Source organism: Treponema denticola (assembly GCF_024181405.1).
Taxonomy (GTDB): domain Bacteria; phylum Spirochaetota; class Spirochaetia; order Treponematales; family Treponemataceae; genus Treponema_B; species Treponema_B denticola_D.
The window spans coordinates 314,406-336,916 of sequence record NZ_CP051302.1 but is presented as its reverse complement, the minus strand read 5'-3'; the positions used below and the strand labels follow the sequence as shown (position 1 = coordinate 336,916).

17 protein-coding genes are annotated in these 22,511 nt (G+C 39.3%); 9 read left to right on the top strand and 8 right to left on the bottom strand.

Annotated elements, in window-relative coordinates:
* Positions 1-25: 25 nt before the first annotated feature.
* The 6 genes from HGJ18_RS01610 (at position 26) to HGJ18_RS01585 (ending at position 5,951) form a co-directional block, all read left to right on the top strand.
* Positions 26-1,372: an MATE family efflux transporter gene (locus tag HGJ18_RS01610; protein ID WP_253697372.1), complete on the top strand. Its 1,347-nt coding sequence runs from the start codon at positions 26-28 to the stop codon at positions 1,370-1,372.
* A gap of 74 nt (positions 1,373-1,446) precedes the next feature.
* On the top strand, positions 1,447-2,292 hold the full coding sequence (locus tag HGJ18_RS01605; protein ID WP_253697371.1) for a YitT family protein: 846 nt from the start codon (positions 1,447-1,449) through the stop codon (positions 2,290-2,292).
* A 107-nt stretch (positions 2,293-2,399) separates the two neighbouring features.
* Complete coding sequence (argF, locus tag HGJ18_RS01600; RefSeq protein WP_253697370.1) at positions 2,400-3,416, top strand: ornithine carbamoyltransferase; 1,017 nt, start codon at positions 2,400-2,402, stop codon at positions 3,414-3,416.
* A gap of 77 nt (positions 3,417-3,493) precedes the next feature.
* Positions 3,494-4,264 (top strand): phosphonate ABC transporter ATP-binding protein, encoded by a 771-nt coding sequence (gene phnC / locus HGJ18_RS01595; RefSeq protein WP_253697369.1) that lies wholly within the window; start codon positions 3,494-3,496, stop codon positions 4,262-4,264.
* Positions 4,261-5,130: an ABC transporter permease subunit gene (locus HGJ18_RS01590; protein WP_253697368.1), complete on the top strand. Its 870-nt coding sequence runs from the start codon at positions 4,261-4,263 to the stop codon at positions 5,128-5,130. The genes phnC and HGJ18_RS01590 overlap by 4 nt, the downstream gene beginning before the upstream one ends.
* A complete protein-coding gene (locus HGJ18_RS01585; protein ID WP_253697367.1) occupies positions 5,127-5,951 on the top strand; it encodes a PhnE/PtxC family ABC transporter permease in 825 nt (274 codons plus the stop codon). The genes HGJ18_RS01590 and HGJ18_RS01585 overlap by 4 nt, the downstream gene beginning before the upstream one ends.
* Before the next feature lie 69 nt (positions 5,952-6,020).
* On the opposite strand, the gene pepT is transcribed toward HGJ18_RS01585, so the two are convergent.
* On the bottom strand, positions 6,021-7,226 hold the full coding sequence (gene pepT, locus HGJ18_RS01580) for a peptidase T (protein ID WP_253697366.1): 1,206 nt from the start codon (positions 7,224-7,226) through the stop codon (positions 6,021-6,023).
* A gap of 229 nt (positions 7,227-7,455) precedes the next feature.
* On the opposite strand from pepT, the gene HGJ18_RS01575 reads away from it, so the two are divergent.
* The 3 genes from HGJ18_RS01575 (at position 7,456) to HGJ18_RS01565 (ending at position 12,036) form a co-directional block, all read left to right on the top strand.
* On the top strand, positions 7,456-9,249 hold the full coding sequence (locus HGJ18_RS01575) for an ABC transporter ATP-binding protein (RefSeq protein ID WP_253697365.1): 1,794 nt from the start codon (positions 7,456-7,458) through the stop codon (positions 9,247-9,249).
* Complete coding sequence (locus tag HGJ18_RS01570; protein ID WP_253697364.1) at positions 9,239-10,978, top strand: ABC transporter ATP-binding protein; 1,740 nt, start codon at positions 9,239-9,241, stop codon at positions 10,976-10,978. The genes HGJ18_RS01575 and HGJ18_RS01570 overlap by 11 nt, the downstream gene beginning before the upstream one ends.
* Positions 10,979-11,094: 116 nt before the next feature.
* On the top strand, positions 11,095-12,036 hold the full coding sequence (locus tag HGJ18_RS01565) for a helix-turn-helix domain-containing protein (protein WP_253697363.1): 942 nt from the start codon (positions 11,095-11,097) through the stop codon (positions 12,034-12,036).
* Between the two features lie 43 nt (positions 12,037-12,079).
* Here the strand turns inward: HGJ18_RS01565 and HGJ18_RS01560 are convergent, their stop codons facing one another.
* The 7 genes from HGJ18_RS01560 to HGJ18_RS01530 all read right to left on the bottom strand — a co-directional run bounded on the left by HGJ18_RS01560 (position 12,080) and on the right by HGJ18_RS01530 (position 22,429).
* The gene (locus HGJ18_RS01560; protein ID WP_253697362.1) at positions 12,080-13,825 is read right to left on the bottom strand and encodes an ABC transporter ATP-binding protein; all 1,746 of its coding nucleotides are present in this window, start codon (positions 13,823-13,825) and stop codon (positions 12,080-12,082) included.
* Positions 13,819-15,579 (bottom strand): ABC transporter ATP-binding protein, encoded by a 1,761-nt coding sequence (locus HGJ18_RS01555; RefSeq protein WP_253697361.1) that lies wholly within the window; start codon positions 15,577-15,579, stop codon positions 13,819-13,821. Before HGJ18_RS01555 ends, HGJ18_RS01560 begins: the two co-directional genes overlap by 7 nt.
* Before the next feature lie 13 nt (positions 15,580-15,592).
* A complete protein-coding gene (locus HGJ18_RS01550; RefSeq protein ID WP_253697360.1) occupies positions 15,593-16,189 on the bottom strand; it encodes an MptD family putative ECF transporter S component in 597 nt (198 codons plus the stop codon).
* 4 nt (positions 16,190-16,193) lie between these two features.
* Positions 16,194-17,669 carry an ABC transporter ATP-binding protein gene (locus HGJ18_RS01545; RefSeq protein ID WP_253697359.1) on the bottom strand — a complete coding sequence of 492 codons (1,476 nt, stop codon included), beginning with the start codon at positions 17,667-17,669 and terminating at the stop codon, positions 16,194-16,196.
* Between the two features lie 15 nt (positions 17,670-17,684).
* On the bottom strand, positions 17,685-18,527 hold the full coding sequence (locus tag HGJ18_RS01540; protein ID WP_253697358.1) for an energy-coupling factor transporter transmembrane component T: 843 nt from the start codon (positions 18,525-18,527) through the stop codon (positions 17,685-17,687).
* 214 nt (positions 18,528-18,741) lie between these two features.
* Positions 18,742-20,730, bottom strand: a complete 1,989-nt coding sequence (locus HGJ18_RS01535) for an ATP-dependent helicase (protein ID WP_253697357.1) — start codon at positions 20,728-20,730, stop codon at positions 18,742-18,744.
* A 73-nt stretch (positions 20,731-20,803) separates the two neighbouring features.
* Positions 20,804-22,429: a hypothetical protein gene (locus HGJ18_RS01530; RefSeq protein ID WP_253697356.1), complete on the bottom strand. Its 1,626-nt coding sequence runs from the start codon at positions 22,427-22,429 to the stop codon at positions 20,804-20,806.
* Between the last annotated feature and the right edge of the window lie 82 nt (positions 22,430-22,511).

Below are 22,511 nucleotides of genomic sequence, written 5' to 3'. Positions count from 1 at the left end.
TCTCTTAATTTATAAGGACAATAATATGAAAAACTTAACTCAAGGAAATGAGCTAAAGCAAATAACGCTTTTTTCCTTACCGATGCTATTAGGTAATATCTTTCAGCAATTATATAATGTTGTTGACAGCATTGTAGTCGGAAAAAGCATAGGCGATCATGCTCTTGCTGCCGTAGGTATTTCTTTCCCTGTATGGTTTATTTTTATATCCCTTGTCATAGGTTTTACTATGGCTTGTAATATTTTAATAGCTCAATTTGTCGGAGCAAAAAAAGAAGAAGAAATAAGTAAGGTAATTCAAACAAGTATATTAATACTATTTTGGGCAGGGCTTATCGCTACGGCTATAGGCATTGTTTTTGCGCCTTATATCTTAAAAATAATGAACACACCTTCCGATGTCTTTGAGGAAGCCCTTATCTATTTAAGACTCATCTTTACAGGAATTATTTTTTTATTTATATATAATGCCTTTACTGCAATGCTGAGAGGATTTGGGGATTCAATGACACCCCTTTATGCCCTAATCATCTCTACAATAATAAATATAGGTCTTGACTGTCTTTTTGTAATAGTATTCAAATGGGGTATTGCGGGAGCTGCAATAGCAACCATAATAGCCCAATTTATTTCTTGTTTTTGGCTTATATTTTATTGTCGAATAAAATATAAGGATTTCAGAGTAAACTTTTTTAAATTAAAATTCGATAAAACTATTTGTATTCAGTCCATCAAAATGGGCTTTCCATCAGGAATACAGCAAGCCTTGGTCGGAGGAGGTTTTATGGCCCTTCTTTCGATTGTAAATACCTTCGGTACACAAACGGCAGCAGCCTATTCAGCCGCAGGTAAACTTGACGGCTTTATTGTAATGCCAGCCCTAAATATAGGCGTTGCCCTTTCATCCTTTACAGGCCAAAACATAGGAGCCGGAAGATTAGACAGAGTAAAAAAAGGTTTGCGGGCTTCATTATTTTTAGGACTCGGAATTACAATTACGGCTACTACGGCAATAGTTATTTTCGGTAAGGCAGTTATGTTCCTTTTTGTAAATAATCCGGAAGTAATTGAATTGGGCGCAAGATACTTAATAATAGTTGCACCTGCATATTTTTTTAATACAATAACATTTACTCTAAACGGAGTTATACGAGGAGCAGGAGAAACGGTTTTTCCGATGATTTCAACATTATTGGCTATGTGGGTGTTTAGAGTACCGGCAGCAGCTGTTCTGTCTCGATATTTAGGCTCGGATGGGATCTGGCTTGCCGTTTCGGTTGGATCAGCTGCAGGCTTTCTTTTAACACTCTTTTACTATTGTTCAGGAAAATGGAAAAAAAAGGCAACCGAAATTCTTAACTTAAAAAAATAAGCAAATGATCTAAATTGTAATTGTTTACTTTTTCAAATTCAAATAAATTCTATTTTTGTTATAAGGGAAAAAAAATGAAAGAAAAATTATTAAGTTTTTTTTACATTGTTTGCGGAGTTTTGATGATAGCATCAGGTATTCATTTTTTCTTGTTGCCTTCAAAATTATCCTTGGGCGGGGCCACAGGAATGGCCTTGGTATTGTCAAAATACCTTCCGCTTTCTACAGGAGCCTTACTTGTTGTAGTAAACATTTTTCTGTTTGCTCTCGGCTTTTTAATCATCGGAAACAAATTCGGTCTTAAAACGGTTTGTGCGAGCCTTGGGCTTTCAGGAGCCGTATGGCTTTTGGAAATCTTTGTTCCATTGCAGGGGCCGATTGTAAACGACAAATTCTTACAGCTGGTAATTGCCGTCATACTCTACGGGGGAGGCGTAGGCATAGTTTTAAATCAGTATGCATCAACCGGAGGAAGCGATATCTTTGCAATGATACTACAAAAATATTTCGGCCTCGACTTGGGAAAGGGCTGCTTAATTACGGACTTTACCATTACAGTTTTTGCGGGCTTTGCTTACGGAACCGAAATAGCCTTGTTTTCGTTGGTGGGCGTAATAATAAACGGACTTGTCATAGACTCTACAATCGACGGTCTAAATGTAAGCAAATACTGCGTTATAAATACGGATAAGCCCGATGAGCTTTGCCGCTTTATGGTGGAACTAGGCCGTTCGGCAAACGTATATAAGGCAACGGGAGCTTACACAAGAGCCGAACGCTCGGTCATTCAAACCGTTATGAGCCGCAGGGACTTTGTAAAGGTAAAAAGCTATCTTGCCGCAAACGACCCGGAAGCCTTTATGGTTGTAACAAACGCCCACTCCGTATTCGGCTGGCATTGGAGAAGGATAGGAGAATAACCACAGCTTAAAACAAAAAAAGTACAATCTTAAAAGGTACTGGATTATTTTTGCAAAAGCTGATATATTGTTCCCATTCATCAATAGCATCTTAAGGAGTTAAAACTATGCTTAAAGAAATTCGCGGAAAGAGCGCAAAAAACTTGCGCGGAAGAAGCTTTCTAAAATTGTTGGATTTTACTACAGACGAAATCCGCTATTTACTTGACCTTTCAAAAAATTTTAAAGACATGAAAAGGGCCGGAATTCCTCACAGATACCTAGAAGGAAAAAACATCGTTCTTCTTTTTGAAAAAACCTCTACAAGAACACGATGCTCTTTTGAAGTTGCAGGTTATGACCTTGGAATGGGCGTTACCTACCTTGATCCCAATTCTTCACAGATGGGACATAAAGAATCTATCGAAGACACAGCCCGTGTTTTAGGAAGAATGTATGACGGTATCGAGTACAGAGGCTTCAGCCAAGAGCTTGTAGAAACATTGGCCGAATATTCCGGTGTTCCCGTATGGAACGGATTAACCGACCTTTTCCACCCGACTCAAATGCTTGCAGACCTTCTTACAATCGAAGAAAAATTCGGTTATTTAAAGGGGCTTAAATTTACATACATGGGAGATGCCCGAAACAACGTAGCCAACTCCCTCATGATAGCCTGCGTGAAAATGGGAATGCACTTTACAGCGTGTTCGCCCAAGCACCTCTTCCCCACTGAAGACTTGGCAGCCGAAGCAAAGAAAATCGCAGCCCAAACAGGCGGAAGCGTAACCCTTACCGAAAATGTAAACGAAGGCACAAAGGGTGCTCATGTTCTTTATACCGACATTTGGGTATCTATGGGAGAACCCGACAGCGTATGGGAAGAACGCATTAAGCTCTTAAAGCCCTATCAGGTAAACAAGGCTGCTATGGACAATGCAGACAAGGATGCAATCTTCTTGCACTGCCTCCCCTCCTTCCATGACCTAAAGACAACTAAGGGTCAGGAGATTCACAAAAAGTTCGGTCTTCCCGAAATGGAAGTTACAAACGAGGTTTTTGAATCTCATAAATCCGTTGTTTTTGATGAAGCCGAAAACCGCATGCATACAATCAAGGCTGTTATGTATGCCACAATGTGCTAATCTTTTTTATATTTGCTAACCTGAGACTCTTTCTAAAAACTTTAGGAAGAGTCTTTAATTTTTTGGAGGGAAGCCTTGTGATTCTTGAACTTAAAAATATTTCAAAAACTTATCCTTCGGGACGAAGGGCCTTACAAAGCATTTCTTTTAAAATAGAAGAAGGAGAAATCCTTGCAATAATAGGCCTATCGGGAGCCGGAAAATCTACAATGCTTAGATGTATAAACCGCTTGGTTGAGCCGGATGAAGGAGAAGTTATTTTTTTAGGAGAAAAAATAAACAAGCTTAAAGGAAAAAAATTAAGACAATACCGCTCAAAGATAGGAATGATTTTTCAAAATTATAATCTGGTCGAGCGTCTTAATGCCGTCGAAAATGTTTTGCACGGCTGCCTCGGCTCAATTCCTTCTTACCGCGGAGCCCTAGGCCTTTATACCGAAGAAGAAAAAGAAAAAGCTTTTTCTCTTTTACAAACCGTAGGCATGGAAGAATTTGCCTTTCAAAGATGCAGCGAATTAAGCGGCGGTCAAAAACAAAGAATAGGAATTGCAAGAGCCTTAATGCAAAACCCGAAGCTTTTATTATGCGATGAGCCCATAGCCTCCCTTGACCCCCAGTCGGCAGAAACGGTTTTAAATTATATCAAAGAATTCGCAGTAAACAAAAACATTGCCTGCCTTATAAGTTTACACCAAATGGAAGCTGCAAAAAAATATGCCGACAGAATCATCGCTCTCAATAACGGGAAAATAGTTTTTGACGGAAGACCCGATTCCTTAAACGATGAAGTCTTGCACAAAGAAATTTTTACAAATGTTTCTATGGACAGCGGAGAAAAAACTCTATGAAGTTTGATTTAAAAATTTACTCTGATGACAAAAAAAAGAAAAGACATTATCATAAAAAAGAAACTTCATACTCTTGGGAAAAAAAACAAATCTTTTTTGCGAAGAAAAAACTAAAGGCAAGTATTATTCTTTTAAGTCTTATTTTAATATATTATTTTGCATCAAATATAACCGGCTTTAAAGACCTTAAAGCAGTTTTTAAATTTCCCCTTGCAATAGCTTGGCTTATAAAAAACTTTATACCCGACAATGAAAGTTTAAAACATATCCCGATTATAATAAAAACCTTAGGCGAAACCTGTGTAATAGCAGCCTCGGCAACTACCGCTGCGGCTTTTTTTGCCCTTATCTTAGCCCTCCTCGGTTCTCAAACCACAGGAATAAATAAACCCTTTCAAATAATCCTTACCCTTATAGCTTCGTTTTTAAGAAACATTCCGCTGGTGGCATGGGCAATGCTTTTATTATTTTCGTTTAAACAAAATAATTTTACCGGTTTTTTAGCTCTCTTTATAATTACCTTGGGTCATCTGGTAAGAGCTTTTAAGGAAATGATAGAAGAAACAAGCGAAGAATCTTTTACGGCGTTACGGGCTGCGGGCGTTCCATATTTTTCTGCCCTCTTTACTGCCGTATTCCCAAGTATAGCACCCGGCCTTGTTTCGTGGCTCTTATACACGGTTGAAACAAATGTGAGGGACTCGGCTCTAATAGGAATTTTAACGGGAACGGGAATAGGTTTTTTATTTAACCTTTATTTTAAAAGTTTCCGTTATAACAGTGCGGGCTTAATTATTCTATGCCTTGTAATCATAGTTTTACTCATCGATATTCTTTCAAATAAAATAAGGCGGATTCTTTTATGATTGAGCGAGCAAACAAAATTAAAAAAATAAAAATAAGAAGATTCTCAAAGCAAAGAGTATTAATTTTATTTGTTCTTATTTTTTTATCAAGCCTTACACTTATAAGCTTATTTAAAATGGAAAAGCCCGACTATGGAATTCAAAAGGCTTTTTTGCAATTTACGGAATATTCAAAAGATTTATTTTTTTACCCTAAGCTGTCGCAAAAATATTCTTATGCGGACATATTTTTTTCTCTTTTGGTAAGTTTAAGCCTTGCCCTTTTAACTACCGTTTTCGGAGTGGTGCTTGCTTTCTTTTTAGGGATAGCCGCCTCGGAAAATCTTTCAAACAAGTATCTTGTAAAAATTATAAGAACGGCAATGTCCCTTATCCGCTCCGTGCCTACAATTATTTGGGTTTTAATATTTTCGGTAGTTGCAAACATAGGAGCAGAGGCCGCCGTCCTAGGCATGAGCTTCCACAGCACAGCCTATCTCGTAAAAGGTTTTTCGGAAAGCTTTGACGGCATAGACAAAAAAACGATTGAGGCCTTAAAAGCCTGCGGGGCAAGCTATATCGAAATTATAAGTCAGGCAGTTCTCCCCGCTTCGATAAACAATCTAATCTCGTGGAGCTTTTTTAGATTTGAAATTAACTTCGGAAATGCTGTTGCCGTAGGAGCTGCGGCAGGAGCCGGCGGAATAGGTTACGAGCTTTTTATGGCAGGCTCTTTAAACTTTAATATGAGTGAAGTCGGCTTTATATCCTATCTTATTTTCGGAACGGCAATTATTTTGGAAATATCTTCGACAAGGATAAGAAACAGAATTAGGCATTAGACTTTTAAATTTAACGAGACAGAAAGAATCAAAATAATTCTTACTGCCCCGTTAGCATTGAAGCAAAAACTATTTTGCGTTATTTTCGACAATTTTTACTACAAGTTCAATTCCCTTTTTGATTGATTTTGTGGGGATGAGCTCGAAGCGGCCGTGAAAATTATAACCGCCTGCAAAAAGGTTCGGACAGGGAAGCCCCATAAAAGAAAGGCGGGCTCCGTCAGTACCTCCCCTAACAGGAACTATATGGGGTTCAATACCGACATCAGTCATAGATTTTTTTGCAAGCTCAATTATTTCCATGTGCGGTTCGATTTTTTCTTTCATGTTGTAATAGGAATCTTTTATTTCCATCTTGATTATGTTGCCGTATTTTTTATTTAAAAAATCGACCGCAGCCTTCATAAGTTCTTTTTTGTGAAGGAAGCTTTCCATAAAGTGATCGCGGATAATGTAAGACATCTTTGTAAAATCAACGCTTCCTTCAATCGAGGTTAAATGAATAAAGCCCTCATAGCCTTCAGTGTATTCCGGCTTTTGTTCTTCGGGAAGCATATTCTCCAATTCTCTCGCAGCGGAAAGAGAATTAACCATCATATTCTTTGCAGAACCCGGGTGCACATTCTTTCCTTGAATTTCTATCTTAACGCTTGCGGCATTAAAGTTTTCGTATTCGAGTTCACCCAAGGGGCCGCCGTCTACGGTATAGGCAAAGTCCGCTCCGAATTTTTTTACATCAAAAAGATCGGCGCCTCTTCCGATTTCTTCATCGGGAGTAAAACCGATTTTTATTTCGCCGTGTTTAATTTCGGGATGAGCCAAAAGATATTCTATAGCACCCATGATGATTGTAATACCGGCCTTATCGTCTGCACCCAAGAGGGTCGTTCCGTCGGTTGTAATAATCTCCTGACCTTCAAGCTCTTTTAAGAAGGGAAAATCTTTGACGGTCATGGTGTACTCATCATTGAGTTTAATATCCCCGCCCTTGTACACAAAAACTTTCGGATTTACGCACTTGCCGTCCAAATCGGGAGCCGTGTCCATGTGGGCTATAAAACCGATTGCAGGAACCTTTTTATCGGTGTTTGCAGGAATGGCCGAATAAACATAACCGTGCTCATCCTGCTCGGCCTTTAAGCCCATCTCGGTCAATTCTTTTACAAGGTATTTTCCCAGCTCAAGCTGTCCGGGAGTACTGGGACAACATTCATTTTCTTCGTTGGACTTAGTGTCCATCGAAATGTATTTTTGAAATCTTTTAAGATAATCCATAATATCTCCTGTAAAAATGTTATAGTTTACGATGAACAGCCTAGCACTTTTAAGGGCTTGTGTAAAGTGGGGAGAAGTAGAACAATGTGTATGTCTTGGAGAATTCTGAGGTAAATGTATAAAATTCCTTTTAATAAAAAATATCTAAACTATTGACAATATTGGTTCCGATATATTATACTCTTTTGTAAGATTAAGTTTACAATATTTTAGAGACATCGGAGTAGTTATGTTTAAGATACAAAAGGAAGCCGAAGAGATTTTTAAATCTATCAGGCTTAAAAGAATGTTTGGAGGTTTCTTTTTACTTTCGGATGAGTTTTTGACGGTCGTGCCGGGATACTACATAGGTCTTGCCGTAGATGAATTAAAAAATGCTACTATGACACAAAGTGCCCTTATTGCGTATGTGGTAAAAATAATTTTTTTCACCTGTATGGGATATTTTTTTTCTTCCATGTTTATGTTCTTTATTCACAATTCTGGAAACAGGGCGGCTTATCTTTTTAGAAAAAAAATAATTTCGTCGGTTTTAAAAAAGACTCCGCCGTTTTTTAAAAAATATACTTCAGGCGATATTTTGGCTCGCACCTCAAATGATGTCACGGCCGTAGAAAATTATTTTGCTAACGGTTTTATAATGCTGATGGATTCCTTTGCCTATCCCGGAGCTGCAATTTTTATGATGTCGGTTTTAATTTCATGGAAGTTAACCCTTGCAGTTGTCCTCCCAATACCGCTTATAACTATTATTTATTTTTCGTTAGGTAAAGCAATAAAAGATAGAACGGGTAAAACCTATGCGGAATTTTCCAAGGTCAACCAAGGTATTTTGGAGCTCGCTGAAGGAATAAAACTTATACGCTGTTACGTGAATGAGCAAGTCAGGTTAAAAAAACTTTCTTCCATTGTTAAAAATTATTTTTCGGTTCTTTATGCACAAGTTAAACTAACCTCTATTTTGCAGCCATGTACAGCCTTTATTACAAATCTTTGTATCATAATAGCTTTTTGCTACGGCGGTTACCTTGTACACATAGGAGAAATTACTTCAGGGAATCTTGTTTCATTTTTTGTTTTTGTCGGAATGATTGCATGGAGCGGAATGGCAAGCGGCTTTTACTTACAAATTCAAAAGTCGGCAGATGCAGCTATCGACAGAATAAATGCTCTTATAAGAGATAACAACGAATTTCCGTCCATGGGAAACAAAGAAAAAATCGAAAGAATAGAAAAAATTTCTTTTAAAAATTTCAGCTTTGCATATTCCGATTCCGAAAAGAAAGTTTTACAGGATATTTCCTTTGAAATTTCACAGGGAGAAATTTTAGGAATTACCGGAAAAACCGGTTCGGGTAAAACAAGTTTGATAAAACAATTTTTCAGCCTCTATCCTCAAAATGAAAATATCTTCATAAATAATATTCCCTTAAAAAATTGCGATATTTTTTCTTTTAGAAACAAGACCGCTTATGTAAGTCAGCGTCCTCAACTTTTATCGGGAATCGTTTGTGAAAACTTATGCTTTTATGAAAAGGAAATTGAAAAAGAAAAAATATTAAAGGTTTTGGAAGCGGCTGATGTAAAAAGCGACATTGAAAAACTTACAAACGGGATCGATACAAAAATAGGAGAAAAAGGTGTTATGCTTTCAGGAGGGCAAAGGCAGCGAATTGCCCTTGCCCGTGCTCTTCTTAAAGAACCGGAAGTTTTGATTTTGGATGATGCCATTTCTGCCGTCGATGCGGACACTGAAGTTAAGATAATCGAAAACCTAAAAAAATCTTCTTCATTTAATATCTGCATTATATCGGCACACCGTCTTTCGGCTGTTCAGCATGCAGACAAAATAATTGTGCTGGATGACGGTAAAATTATTCAGCAAGGAACGCACGAAAAACTTATAAAGGAAGGCGGCTGGTATGCGGAGCAGTTTGAATACCAGCACAGCCATTCTGCGGAACTTATGCAAGCTGAAGATGCTGACCTACAAATTGACGGAGGAAAAAAAGATGAAAGATAAGACCAATAAACTCAAAGTAAATTATAGATTTTTTCTCTCATATTTAAAATACTGCAAGGCTTATGTGTTAGCAGCCTTTGTTGCAGTAGGAATTTTTATTGCATCTTCAGCCTATCTTCCTACAATTACGGCAAGCGTTATAAATGCCGATCTTGTAAATATGCCCGGCTTAAAAGATTTTTTAATTAAACATGCCCTTTTGTTTTTGGGTACTGCTTTTTTATTTTTTTTATCGATGTATGTAAAAACATTGCTTTTTAGAAAAATTGCAAATACCGTCTGTGAACATATTCAAATGGATATGGCCGGTCATCTTTTAAATTTAAAGATGAAACATTTTGATGAAATGACTTCGGGAAATATAATGAGCCGTTTTTCTTCCGATGTAAATGCAGTAGGCGATTTATACTTTTTGGTTTTGGGCGAGGTATTTAGTGTAATTTTATTATGCATAGTTTTATATATCCGTTTGGCATTTATGAGCCCCTATCTTTTTGGGGCTAGTTTTGCCTATCTGCCGGTTGTTTATTTTCTTGCTCGGTATTATTTAAAAAAGAGCGACAAGCCGACACGGGATTATAGAAATTCAATCGGAGAATTAAACGGATTTTTTAACGAAAGTATTAATTCTATTGAAAGCGTGCAAGCTTTTTGTGCAGAGGAAAAAATAGAAAAAGAATTCGATAAATTTAATCTTCCGGCATATACTTCAAAACGAAAAATGGTTTTACTCTCGGGGCTTTTTTCTTGGAATATTATTGCAAGAATTAGAACCTTAATTTACGCCGCCCTTTTGGGAGTGTTCGGTTATCTGTATTTTCAGGGAGCTCATTTTCTTGTCGGTACTCTTGTAATCGCTATAAGTTATAACAAGGAAATAACAGATGTCTTTTTAAAATTATTTATGCAGATAAATATTTACAAAAATGCCTTTGTTGCGGCGGGAAGAGTCTCGGAGATAATCAATTTTGAACATGAAAGAACAAACGGTACTCCTCATTCTCCCTTGGGTGATATAAAATTTTCAAACACTAAATTTGAATACAAAGAAGGTATTCCAATTTTAAAAGGACTTGATTTTAATGCGGAAGACGGGATGACCATAGCCTTTGTCGGAAAGACCGGCTGCGGAAAATCTACGATTATGAATTTGATTTTAGGTTTTTATGAAAATTCCGGCGGTAAGGTTTTAATTGACGGACAGGATATACGCTCTCTTGAATTAAAAACCCTGCGTTCCAAGATTGCAGTGGTCTTGCAGGAACCCTATCTTTTTAGCGGAACAATTTTTGACAACATAAGTTTAAACGATCCTTTTATAAATAGAGAATCTTGCGAAAAAGCTTTAAAGGCTGTAGGCGGCACAAATCTTATAGAACGTTCGAAAAAAGGTTTGGATGCCGAAGTGAGCGAAAACGGAAAAAATTTTTCGGAAGGAGAGAGGCAGATTATCTGTTTTGCCCGTGCCATGGTGAGGGATCCTAAAATTCTGATCTTAGATGAGGCTACGGCAAACATTGACACCGAAACCGAAAAACTTATAAATGCAGGTATCGAAGTTTTAAAGAAAGGACGCACAACACTTATAATCGCGCACCGTCTTTCTACAGTAAAAAATGCCGATATAATAAACGTAATCGATGACGGCAAATTATTGGAATCGGGCACTCACGAAGAACTTATTGCCCTAAATTCCAAATATGCCGAATGGTATAGACTGCAAAAGTAGGAATAAATTTTCTGAAAATGTAAGCCATAGCTTAAAATTTATTTTTATTGTATACTAGGGCATTTCTAAAAACTAAAGTTTTTAGAAATGCTCACTAATGATTGGAGTGTTAAATTATGCAAAAAAGTTATTACGCTTTTTTAAACCATACTAATTCTGATATCGTAAAAAAAGATAATCCGTATCCGCATTTTAAAACCTATGCATTTTCTTCCGAAATAGGAAAAGGCTATTCTGCTATTTATGATGTAGGCTCTTATGCACATATTTGTATTGCCGATCATCTTTACTATGAGGATTTTAAATATACGGTACCATCGGATGAAGGTATTTATCTTCAGCAATATGATTCTATTGCCTCCGACAAAAAATATCCTGCAGGAAGGGTATATGCCGGAATGCAATACATTCAACATTACACTAAAGTCAAAGCTATTCAGTATGTTATAAAAAAGGAAACCCCTGCATGTATTATCGGGCTTCAATTAAACCCTGAATATTACGGTGCATATTTAAAAAACACTTTCGGCATTACGGAAGAAAATTTTTGCACAAAAATTTCTCTTTTGCCGAAAGAAAACTATATTCCTGAAATTTCTTTTATATTGAATCAGATACGGAAATTCTCGGGAACCGAAGCGAGTGCAAAACTTTTTTTTAAAAGTAAAGTTGATGAAATAGCCGCCCTTCTTTTACGAAGAACCGAAAACGTACAAAAAACGGAACACTCCGTTTTTTCAGCCGATCATGCAGCTATTATGCAAACGATTGAGTTCATAAATAAAAACTTACACAAAAGACTTCCGCTTGAAACGCTTGCAAAAATGTCGTATATGAGTCCTTCAAAATTTAAATATGTTTTTAAAGCCGTTACCGGTTTCCCGCTTACCGATTATCTTGTTAATAAAAAAATGGAAAAAGCCTGCTCTCTGCTTTTAAATACTAATATGTATGTTGCAAACATCGCCCAAAGCCTCGGCTACCGCAGCACCGGCTATTTTTCCGGCTGCTTTGAAAAGTACACAGGTATGCTTCCAAATGAATATAGAAAGAGGTGAAAGGTTAGTTTTCTTCGATGTATTTACAAACAAAAAACTGCCGTCAGTTCTTGGAATCTTCCCACAATTTTCTATATAAACCTTCTTCTTTTATCAGCTCCTCATGCCTGCCGCACTGAACAATGTGCCCGTTTTCGAGAACAAGAATTTGGCCGGCGTTGCGGAGACTTGTCAGCTTGTGGGCAATCATGATGACGGTTTTATCTTTGAGCAATTCCTGTAAGGCTGCTTGTATTTTGGCTTCGTTTTCGGAATCGACATTGGCGGTAACCTCGTCCAATAGTACAATCGGAGCATTTTTAAGAAAAGCACGGGCAATCGAAATGCGCTGTTTTTCTCCGCCCGAAAGCCGCAAGCCCGCCTCTCCGATAACCGTGTCGTAGCCCTTTTCACTTTGCATAATAAAATCGGTGCAGCCCGCACGCTCAGCCGCCTGATACACTTCCTCCAAAGAAGCGTCTTCCCGGCCGAGTTTGATATTATTTAATATCGTGTCGTTAAACAAAAATACATCCTGAAACACAAAGCTGATATTGTGCAAAAGGTTTTCGTAATTGAGTTCTTTAATATCGGTGCCGCCGATACTGATTTGCCCCTTCTGTATATCCCAAAAACGGGCAAGCAGATTCACAATAGTCGTCTTGCCGCTTCCCGAAAGACCTGCAAGAGCGGTTACCGTTTTTTCGGGAACTGAAAAGCTGATATTGTGCAGCACCTCTCTTTCGGTGTAGGCAAAAGAAACATCTTCAAATTGAATATCGAATGCGTGCTGTTTTTGAGGATCGAGCAGCAGATTCCCTGAAAGGTTTTGCATTTCCGGAACCGCTTTGATGGCATTCATACGGTCGATTGACTGCTGAGTCATTTTAGAAAAGATACTGAAAATCCCCATCGCTTCAATACCGCTGAATAAACTGAAAGAGGCGGTCATCAGCAAAAAGATTTGTGCAAAAGAAAGTGTTCCCCGTAAAAAAAGCAGGGCGGAAGAAAAAACTATTCCCGCCGTAACAAGCCGTAAGCAAAACTGAAAAAGAGAGACGACAGGAATATGAGCGAGTTCCGCGCGGACAGAAAAATCCCGTAAATTCTTTACCACTTCAGCCGTTTTTGAAAACCGCTTTTCCGCCATGTTGTATATTTTAAGCACATGGATCCCGTTGATAAATTCAACAATATCGGCGGTAACTTTTCCGATAAAGTCCTGCCGGTTTATTTTTAACTTGTCTTGCAATGTAGATAATTTTCTGTACATGTACCATACCGGAATAAACAAAAAAACGGTGAGCAAAAAGATGCGGTAATCGAAGACAAGCAAGACAGTAAGTCCGATAGCAAAAACAGGAATGCCCACGGCGATTTTTTCGATAACGACCATGCCTTCAATTTCCAAAAACGCCGCATCGGAAGTAATGGTCGAAACCAAGTCGCCCGTGTTTTTTTCATTGAGAAAGCCGAGCGATACCTTGCGTAATCGTGTCCCTAAGTTTTTACGCTCGCGGCACATTGCCTTATAACCTGCCCCGCCGCGGAAATAGAGCGTAAAGTAACGCAGTACAATTCTGATAAACACCGCTGCCGCCATAATGCCGATGTACCGGTACATAGTACGGACATCAAGCGTTCCCGAAGCGGCGGGATTAAAAAGCGGTACGGCGTTTACGATTTTAAAGGCGATGATAAAAGGTATCATAATAAAAAAGCCGTCGATAAAGCTTAAGACAACGGAAAAAATAATTTCCTTTTTTTGATTTTGCATAAGGGCCAAAAAAGCCCGCACCGTTTTTAGCATACATTTCCTCCCTGTCCTTGATAAAGCCGTTTATACACTACCGAATTTTTTAAAAGTTCCGTATGTGTACCTTGAGCCTCTACCCGTCCATTTTCCATAACGATGATTGAATCACTTTCTTTGACGGTGGAAAGGTTGTGGTCTATCGTGATAACGGTTTTATTTTTACACAGTTCCTGTAATGAAAGCTGAAGCTGCCGGCGGTTTTCCGCATCGGTGTGAGTAGTCGCTTCGTCTAATATAAGCACCGGTGAATTCCGCAAAATTGCACGGGCAATGATAATGCGCTGCCGCTGCCCGCCGGACAGTTTTGTTCCTTCATTGCCCGCATAAGTGTTCCAGCCTTTTTCAAGCCGTTCAATAAAATCCGAACACTGTGCAAGACGGGCAGCTTCTTTTACTTCTTCATCGGAGGCGGCGGGCTTCCCCATTCGAATATTTTCCAAAATACTCATATTGAATAAAAAAGTGTCCTGCGTAACATAGTTGACATGTTCCATTAATTGCGCAAGAGACATATCTTTGTAATTGATTCCGCCGATTGTAATGGAACCCTTTGAAACATCCCAAAAGCGGGCAATCAAATTGGCTATTGTTGACTTACCCGAACCGGAGTGCCCGACAATCGCCGTCTTTTTCCCCTCTTTAAAAGTGAGCGATACATCGTGAAGCACATTTCCCTCAGGAGCATTGTTCTCATTGCCGGTTTTATCGGCAGCCGTAATTTCATTGTATGAAAAGCACACATTATGAAACACAATTTGGTTATTCGGAATATGCAGAGCAGCTGCTGCGGCAGTTTCTTCCAATTCGGGAGCGGACAGCACTTCTTCAATCAGCTTTTTACCGTTTCTTATGTGATAAAAGTTGTCCATAAATTCGGTGAACTTTAAAAGCGAAACTCCCAAGCCCTCTGCAATGATGACGGCAAAAAGATAGAGCGGCGCTTCAATCAAACCGGAAGTAAAAAGCAGTCCGCCGACTGAAAGCACGCTCACCGTAATCGACGACAAAAGTACAAAGGCCGGAGCGCTTACAAAATACATTTTATTGTAGAGCTTTAAGGTTGACTTTTCGTAATTGTCGATGGAATCTTCAAACTGAGAATAGGCCCTTGCTTCGGTGCCGAATATTTTAATTTCTTTATTTCCGCGGATATATTCGATAACCCTGCCGTTCATGTTTTCGAGGGCGGCATAATAGGTGTTTGCAAAATCGTTCATAATGCCGATATACATCGGAAGATAAAAAATCAAGGTTGCTGCAGCAGGTACCAAAACGGCAAGAGCAAGCCGCCAATCGGCTGCAAAAAGTATCGCAGTAATGCTCAAAGGAATGAGGATATTCGAGGTGGTTTCAGGCAGTGCGTGTGCAAGCGGAAATTCAAGCCGTTCAATACTATCGATGAGCATTCCGTGAAAATAGCCGGCGCCCTTGTTCCGCGTAAAACCCAGCGGCATCTTTATCATCTTTTCGGTAAGGGCAAGCCTTATTTTTTCCAAAACGGAAAAGGCTGTCTTGTGCGAAATCGCCGTCGATATGCTGTGCAGCACCAGTTGAAAAGCAAAGGCTGCAATGATAACGCCTACATAAGCCGACACTTCGGCAACGGAAGTTCCGCCTTTTGCCAAACGCATAAGAAGACGGTGCACCGTGATATACGGCACCATACCGCAGCCGACACCCAGTACCGCAAGACTTACGGACGCCGTATACGCGGGAATATTCGGCACAATAAAATCTTTAAATCTCATGGTTTCCGTTCCTCTACTCCATATCCTTAAAATGGCGTTTTAAGATGAGCTTTCCGATATAGACGCCTGCAATACCGAAAACGATAGCGGATACTATGCCGATAACGGCGAAGGTTCCGGTAAAATATTTCACATATTCAAGTATCTCTTCCCGGCTCATTCCCATTTCCTGCCACTTTGCCAATTCCCGTTCCAAAAAGAAAAGGAAAGGGAACACGCCTCCGGTAAAATATGCAGCCTGCGTAAGTCCGTGACCGATACCGACCGAAAGCGTTTTGAACCTTGTTTTTGTAATAATCACATCGGCTATCAAACCTCCAATTACAACAAAAATCAGACAGTTAATACTTCCCATTCCGGTCAGCGTAAAAAGCGCAACGCCCAAACCGACAAGCAGCGTCAACACGCCGAATCTCCGCACAGTCTTTACAACAAAAAGAACAATAGGCCCCATCAAAAGCCCCGTCATACCGGGCGCAAACACATGCATAACGGGGATAGTAACGGCTGTCAGCATTCCGACCCCATAAATAACGGCTGCATAAATTGCGGCCATTAAACCGATTAAAACAAAGTGACTGATTTTCCAGTGATTGGTTTTTGTTCCCATACCTTTATAACCTCTCTTTAAAAATATATTCCAACTGCATCGAGCCGTTCAATTGAAAATCTTCGGCTATCCGTCCGTCTTCCAAAAGAACCGCTCTATTGCAGGTGTTTAAAATGAATTCATAATCATGCGTGATAATAACGGAGGCGTTTGTCTTGCCCGTTATCGAATCGATTAACGCACAGACATTTTGCATACTGCCGTAATCCAAACCGCTTGTCGGTTCGTCAAAAATAGTGAGCCGCTTCTTTTGTAAAAATGATGCGGCGACTACCAAGCGCTGTTTTTGCCCCATCGACAGTGTTGTCGGGTGTTGTTCTTGCAAATCCGAAAGACCGAGCTTTGTAAGCACTGTTTGTATTCGGTTTTCTTTGTCGGGCAGCGCTTCGTTACCGAGCAGTAAATCATCATATACGCTGCACCCGAAAAGCTGAAACTCAACATTTTGCATCACATACCTGGCGGTCTTACTGCGCACCCTTGCAGGGAATGCTCTTCCGTCCAGCAAAACAGTACCGCTCTGTTCCTTTTTTAATCCGCACAGGATTTTCCCCAGCGTTGTTTTTCCGCATCCGTTTTTACCGATTAAAGCAATCTTGTCTCCGGGATATATTGAAAGATGTATTCCTTTTAAAACCTCAATGTTTTTCCGATATCCAAAATGAATATCGTGCAGTACAACCAACGCTTCGCTTTTCTTCTGAGGCTTTTGACTGTACGGAATATCGATGGTGTTTTGAAATAAATGCAAGCCGCGAAGTCCTCGTTTGTGCAACTCATCATTACCGATAGTGCGTAACGAATCTTTTTCATATTCCCGTACTATTGATCCGTTTTCCATTACGATGAGCCGGTCGCAGAGTTCCGCCAAATAATGCAGCCGATGTTCGATGATGAGTATCGTGTAACCTTTTGATTTTAGCTGTGCAAGTATTTGTGTAAGCAATTCTATGGATTGATAATCGAGATTGGAAGACGGCTCGTCCATCAGTACAACGCGTGTGTCCAACATTAAAACCGAAGCGATTGCAATTTTTTGTTTTTCACCTCCGGAGAGTTCCGAAAGCTTTCTATTCAAAAGCGGTTCCAGCGATAGCAGTTTTGTAACATGGTGCAGCCGCTCTTGTATTTCTTCTTTTTCTATACCGTAATTTTCGCACGGATATACAAGGTCGGAAAGTACATCGGTTGTAAAAAACTGGCTTTCGGGATTTTGAAAAACGGATGCCGCAATGTTCGATATATCGCATATACGCATCGACGAAAAATCAGTGCCGTTTAATGTAAGCGTTCCGGTTATTTTTCCTTCATAAAAACGGGGACACAGCCCATTCACACAACGAAACAGGGTCGTTTTTCCGCAGCCGCTTTTTCCGGTAATAACAACCAGTTCTCCTTTTTTTACGGACAGAGATACGTGTTGAATTGCCTGTGCTGCAGCATCGTTATATTTGTAGCTTACATCATTCAAGTTGATCATACGCGAGGCTCTCATTCAAAATAATTTTGCGTACATACTTGCCGTCAACACTGTGATTGCAGCAAGCGAAAACACGGCATCTATCGGACGAAGTTTGACATCAAAGTACGATGTTTTTTTACCGGTGTTTTCAATACCCTTAACCAAGGCCGCACAGGAAAGTTCTTCCGCAGTCTTTAGGCTTTTAAACAACATCGGCACGATTATAAATTCCATCGTCCGTATCGGATGAAGCATAGCCGTACATTTTGAAGTGTATAGACCTTTCAGTTTCATCGCATCGATGATAATCAGAAAATCATCTTTTATTGCAGGAAAATAACGGAACATTACCGCTATGCTGAGGATAACGCCTCGCGGCAGCCGCATACGGTCGAGCGCCATTGTAATTTCCGAAATATTTTTTTGCTTTTGAATTACCGTTCCCAACAGCATAAAGGGAATAATCCGCTGCACGATAAAAGCAACTATTCCGATAACGGAAAAGACCGCGGATTGAAACACCGGAAAATGCACATGCAAAATCAGTTGATAATAGGAAAAAAGCACTGCAAACAAAACAGTGTAGCACAATAAGACACCGTATAATAGACCTGTTCGATAACTTGCATTATCGAACAGGTCGACGAGTTCTAAATCGTGCAAATAGCACGATTTAGAACATCGCATTTTAAGGCAGCCTGTTCTGAAACTGAAGTTTCCGAACAGGTTTAATTCCGTTATGACCGGCACTGCCGCCGCAACGATAAAAGAGCAGAGCGTTACCTCCGCCTTCCCGGAAATCAGCATAAAAACCATAATCAACATATCTAAAAAAAGAAGCGTTCTAACATCAACAGCGGTTTTAATCTTTTGCATATAGTAAAACTTTCCCTTATTTGTATGAAGATTTTACAACATCGATAGGTTTTTGTCTTAAAAACAGCTAAAAGATTGGCTAAGATTGACGGCTTTTGGCTTGAATTTTCATCGTTTCTTATACAAAAGTTTCTGCTTATAAAAATGTTCCCAGCTTACCGAAAAAATATGTTGTGATTATATCGCAGACCGGAGCCACGTAGATTGTTCTCCCCTACATCGAAAACTTTTTTTTCATTTGGCTGAAGATATCGGCGATGCGTTCTTCTTCGGCTTGGGCATCGGGCTCGTGGTATTCGACGAGGTCTGCAGGAATCTCATCCAAAAAAGGAGATGGAGCACATTCGGTTATGCCGCCCTGTTTCCGTCTTTGCCTGCAGCTTGTGATAAAAAGTTTTTGCTGGGCTCTGGTGATAGCCACATAGAAAAGGCGGCGCTCTTCTTCGACATCTCCGTCATTTTCTTCGACACTCCTTGCGTGGGGAATAAGACCGTCTTCCGCTCCCGCAATAAAAACCACAGGAAACTCCAAGCCCTTTGAAGAATGAATGGTCATAATGTTTACTTCGCCTTTTTCTTCTTCAGTATCATCGCGGGTTAAAAGGGTAATGCGGTTAAGATAATCGTAAAGGCTTCCGTCCCAATTGTCGGGATTGTTTTCCCAATCGTCCATCGAGTGCAAAAAACTTTCGATATTCATTATTTTAAATTGAGCAGCCTTTTCGCTTTTTTGGTATTCGGCGATAAGGTATTCGTTATAGGCGATGTCATCCAAAAGTTTTCTTACCTTTTGAGCAAGCCCCTTCCCCGAAAGAAGCTGGGTGCGGTGTGCGCTTATAAGTTCGGCAAATTCTTTTAAATCTTCAATGCTTTTTCCCCTCATATCCTCAGGCGGGTTTTCAAGAAGAAGACGGATTGCAGTCCGCATTGAACAAGAATTTTCCATTGCAAGAGCGGAAAGGGTTTCAAGAGTTTTTTTGCCTATGCCTCGCCTCGGCGTGTTGATAATGCGCAGGAGGTTTACATCATCGTCGGGATTTGCAACAACGCGCAGATAGCTTATAAGATCTTTTATTTCCTTCCGCTGAAAAAAACTTGTCCCTCCCGACATTCTATACGGAATGTTTACTTCCAAAAAGGATTCTTCCAATGGGCGGCTTAAACTGTTGGCACGGATTAAAACTCCGAAGTCGGAATACTTAAAACCTTCTCTTTGCTTTAAGCTTAAAATCATGTCCGAAATAAAATCGGCTTCCGCTGCCTCGTTTTCGGGAATAAAAATTTCGATGGGGCGGCCCGAATCTTTTTCTGACCAAAGAGCTTTTACCTTGCGGTTTACGTTATGAGAAATTACACCGTTTGCAGCAGCCAAAATTGTCCCTGTGGAACGGTAGTTTTGTTCAAGTTTTATTTCAATCATTTCGGGAAAGTCTTTTTCAAAGTTGCGGATATTTTCAAAACTGGCACCCCGCCAAGAATAAATAGATTGATCGTCATCGCCTACTACGCAGATATTTTTGTCGGCGATGAGCTTCATAAAATTATATTGCTGTGTGCTTGTATCCTGAAATTCGTCAACCATTATATATCGGTATCTTTCGCGGTACTCCGCCAAGACTTCGGGATGTTCTTTAAATATTTTTATGGGAAGCATTATAAGGTCGTCAAAGTCTACTGCATTATAAAGTTTAAGCCCATCCTGATATTCTTTATAAAGAGCCTTGTACGAATCATGTTCGTTTGTCCAATCCTTTCTTCCCATTTTGATATTGGAAAAAAGAATACCTACCTTGTAAACATCCAAGGCATCTGCCGAGAATTTAAGTTCTCTTCCGCATTCTTTAATCAGCTGGTTGCGGTCGGTCTCGTCATAAATACTGAAATTACTTCTCCAGCCTATTTTGTCTATATGAGAACGCAGAACCTTAACTCCAAAAGCGTGAAAGGTGCTGACAGTCAGGTTTTGAAGTTTTTTGCCGGTAAGCTCTTTTATTCGATCTGCCATTTCCTTGGCAGCCTTGTTGGTAAAAGTAAGAGCCAAAATCTGAGACTGAGGAATTCCCTTGTCGAGCATGTGTGCAATTCTAAAAGTGATAACGCGTGTTTTCCCCGAACCGGCTCCCGCTATTATAAGCACGGGCCCGTTAATCGTAGTAACGGCTTTAAACTGTTCGGGATTAAGACCTTCAGTAAATTCATTCATAGGAGGGGTGAGTATACCAAAAAACAGGAAATTTGGCAAGAAGCGGTAGGTTAAACAGTTTTATCTATCTTTGCTAAAACTTAAGCCCCTTAATCCAATCTGCTATAATCGGTTCCAAGGTTTTTATGTCGAAGCCTAGTTTTAATACTTGAACCCTCTGTTCTGAGATACCCCAATTTTGGTAGGGGTTATCGTAGTTTTGATCAAAGAAATCGTAGATATAGTTCTCGGCATCGTTTTGCTCATTACCGAACATGGAAATCTTTTGAACGGCGGACTTTTCGAGCACCTTCCTGATTGAAGGTCTTATCCCTTCAAAAAAAAGACCTTTATGAATTTGATATTTATCTCCCCTCATAGTCTTAATCATTTCCGATATTGAACCTGAAGGATTCATCTCAAGTTTAGGCCTTTCAAAATAAGCCTCCGATTTTGATTCTTCTTTTGGAACTTCTACAAGGTTTTCTTTTTTTATGCTATCGTTTTTAAGTTCTTCATTTTTAAGTTTGTTTTTTTCAAGCTTAGGCTTTTTAAGTTTATCCGTTTTTTTGTCGGGTAAAGACCCTTTGTTTTGTGATTTATTTTCTAAATTTAATTCTTCCGTTTTAGCTTTCTTTGTTTCAAAAACAGCATCTTTTTGAATAAGATCTACATTTTCAGCTTTTTTACCGGAAGTCTTTTTTTCTTTTTTCGGTTTTACTTTTTTTTCTAAAACAGCCTCTGCATCGGAATTTCCATCAATAAGTTCTTCTTTCTTTTTTACAGGTTCTATCGAAACTTTTACCCTAGCCCATTCCCTTTGAAGATAAAGATCGCCGCTTATGCTGTAGTAATAACCGTTTACCAAATTCAATAGGACGGCCTGTAAAATTTCTTCATCCCTCCAGCTTCTAAATCTTCCGATTTTTACGGCCTGAAAAATATTAAAGTTATTGGTCCTGTATTTCCGGCTATACAATAAAACGATATTTTCAAATCCGCCGTCAGCATAAACAGGCCAATACTTTAAAGTGTAAGCAATAACTTGATCTTCAACCCGTTTAATATCGGGAGAAATAATTATTGAATCTACTTGCTCTTTTGTAAAAATAATCTTAGAAAAGTCAAGGGTAGCGGGAGGTCTGTAGGCAGCCCGTTCTCTTTTTTGGCGGGATAATATTTCATCCTGTTCATCTCTATAAGCCTTTACCGATGAAAGGGTATCGGTAACATAGAGGCGGATAAGCTCTGCCGATTTTTTCATTGCAGCCTGTTTAAACCCTATGATGTCGGCATAGCGTGCATATTTTTCGGTAAATGAAATAGAAGCAAATCTATCGGAAGAAACAGCCGATACTATTTTTTCGCATTCTTGAATAACATTGTAAACATCATTTGTATCGAGGTTGGCTATCTTTTCGGTAATAAACCCTATAACCTGCTTAATCTGCATTATAGTTTTTTGAGCAAGGCTGATTAAATTTGCAGTCAACAATTCCTGAAATCTATGCGACCTTCGTCTATACGAAGACATCAGTTCATACCGCATAGAATCATCCGGATATTTACGCTTTAATTTTCCATTGTATAATAAAAGGGCTTCATTTAGACGCCCTGTTTTTCTCAGTTCAAAATACCTTTCAATATCAAGATCATCCGAGAGGCTCACCTGAGGATATTCTTGTTTTAAGACTTGTTTTTCAAGTTCCGTTATTTCCATAAAAAGCCGCCGATTTTAGGTAAAATCATAATACAATAATATAGCAAAAAAAGGAAAAAAACAAGAGCAAAACAGGATAAAA

What these genes read in the sequence shown, in the direction of transcription:
- HGJ18_RS01575 (WP_253697365.1), top strand. Translation starts at nt 7,456, where the DNA reads ATGTTTAAGATACAAAAGGAAGCCGAAGAGATTTTTAAATCTATCAGG.
- argF (WP_253697370.1), top strand. Translation starts at nt 2,400, where the DNA reads ATGCTTAAAGAAATTCGCGGAAAGAGCGCAAAAAACTTGCGCGGAAGA.
- HGJ18_RS01540 (WP_253697358.1), bottom strand. Translation starts at nt 18,527, where the DNA reads ATGCAAAAGATTAAAACCGCTGTTGATGTTAGAACGCTTCTTTTTTTA.
- HGJ18_RS01565 (WP_253697363.1), top strand. Translation starts at nt 11,095, where the DNA reads ATGCAAAAAAGTTATTACGCTTTTTTAAACCATACTAATTCTGATATC.
- HGJ18_RS01590 (WP_253697368.1), top strand. Translation starts at nt 4,261, where the DNA reads ATGAAGTTTGATTTAAAAATTTACTCTGATGACAAAAAAAAGAAAAGA.
- HGJ18_RS01585 (WP_253697367.1), top strand. Translation starts at nt 5,127, where the DNA reads ATGATTGAGCGAGCAAACAAAATTAAAAAAATAAAAATAAGAAGATTC.
- HGJ18_RS01610 (WP_253697372.1), top strand. Translation starts at nt 26, where the DNA reads ATGAAAAACTTAACTCAAGGAAATGAGCTAAAGCAAATAACGCTTTTT.
- HGJ18_RS01550 (WP_253697360.1), bottom strand. Translation starts at nt 16,189, where the DNA reads ATGGGAACAAAAACCAATCACTGGAAAATCAGTCACTTTGTTTTAATC.
- HGJ18_RS01570 (WP_253697364.1), top strand. Translation starts at nt 9,239, where the DNA reads ATGAAAGATAAGACCAATAAACTCAAAGTAAATTATAGATTTTTTCTC.
- HGJ18_RS01530 (WP_253697356.1), bottom strand. Translation starts at nt 22,429, where the DNA reads ATGGAAATAACGGAACTTGAAAAACAAGTCTTAAAACAAGAATATCCT.
- HGJ18_RS01545 (WP_253697359.1), bottom strand. Translation starts at nt 17,669, where the DNA reads ATGATCAACTTGAATGATGTAAGCTACAAATATAACGATGCTGCAGCA.
- HGJ18_RS01555 (WP_253697361.1), bottom strand. Translation starts at nt 15,579, where the DNA reads ATGAGATTTAAAGATTTTATTGTGCCGAATATTCCCGCGTATACGGCG.
- HGJ18_RS01535 (WP_253697357.1), bottom strand. Translation starts at nt 20,730, where the DNA reads ATGAATGAATTTACTGAAGGTCTTAATCCCGAACAGTTTAAAGCCGTT.
- pepT (WP_253697366.1), bottom strand. Translation starts at nt 7,226, where the DNA reads ATGGATTATCTTAAAAGATTTCAAAAATACATTTCGATGGACACTAAG.
- HGJ18_RS01560 (WP_253697362.1), bottom strand. Translation starts at nt 13,825, where the DNA reads ATGCTAAAAACGGTGCGGGCTTTTTTGGCCCTTATGCAAAATCAAAAA.
- HGJ18_RS01605 (WP_253697371.1), top strand. Translation starts at nt 1,447, where the DNA reads ATGAAAGAAAAATTATTAAGTTTTTTTTACATTGTTTGCGGAGTTTTG.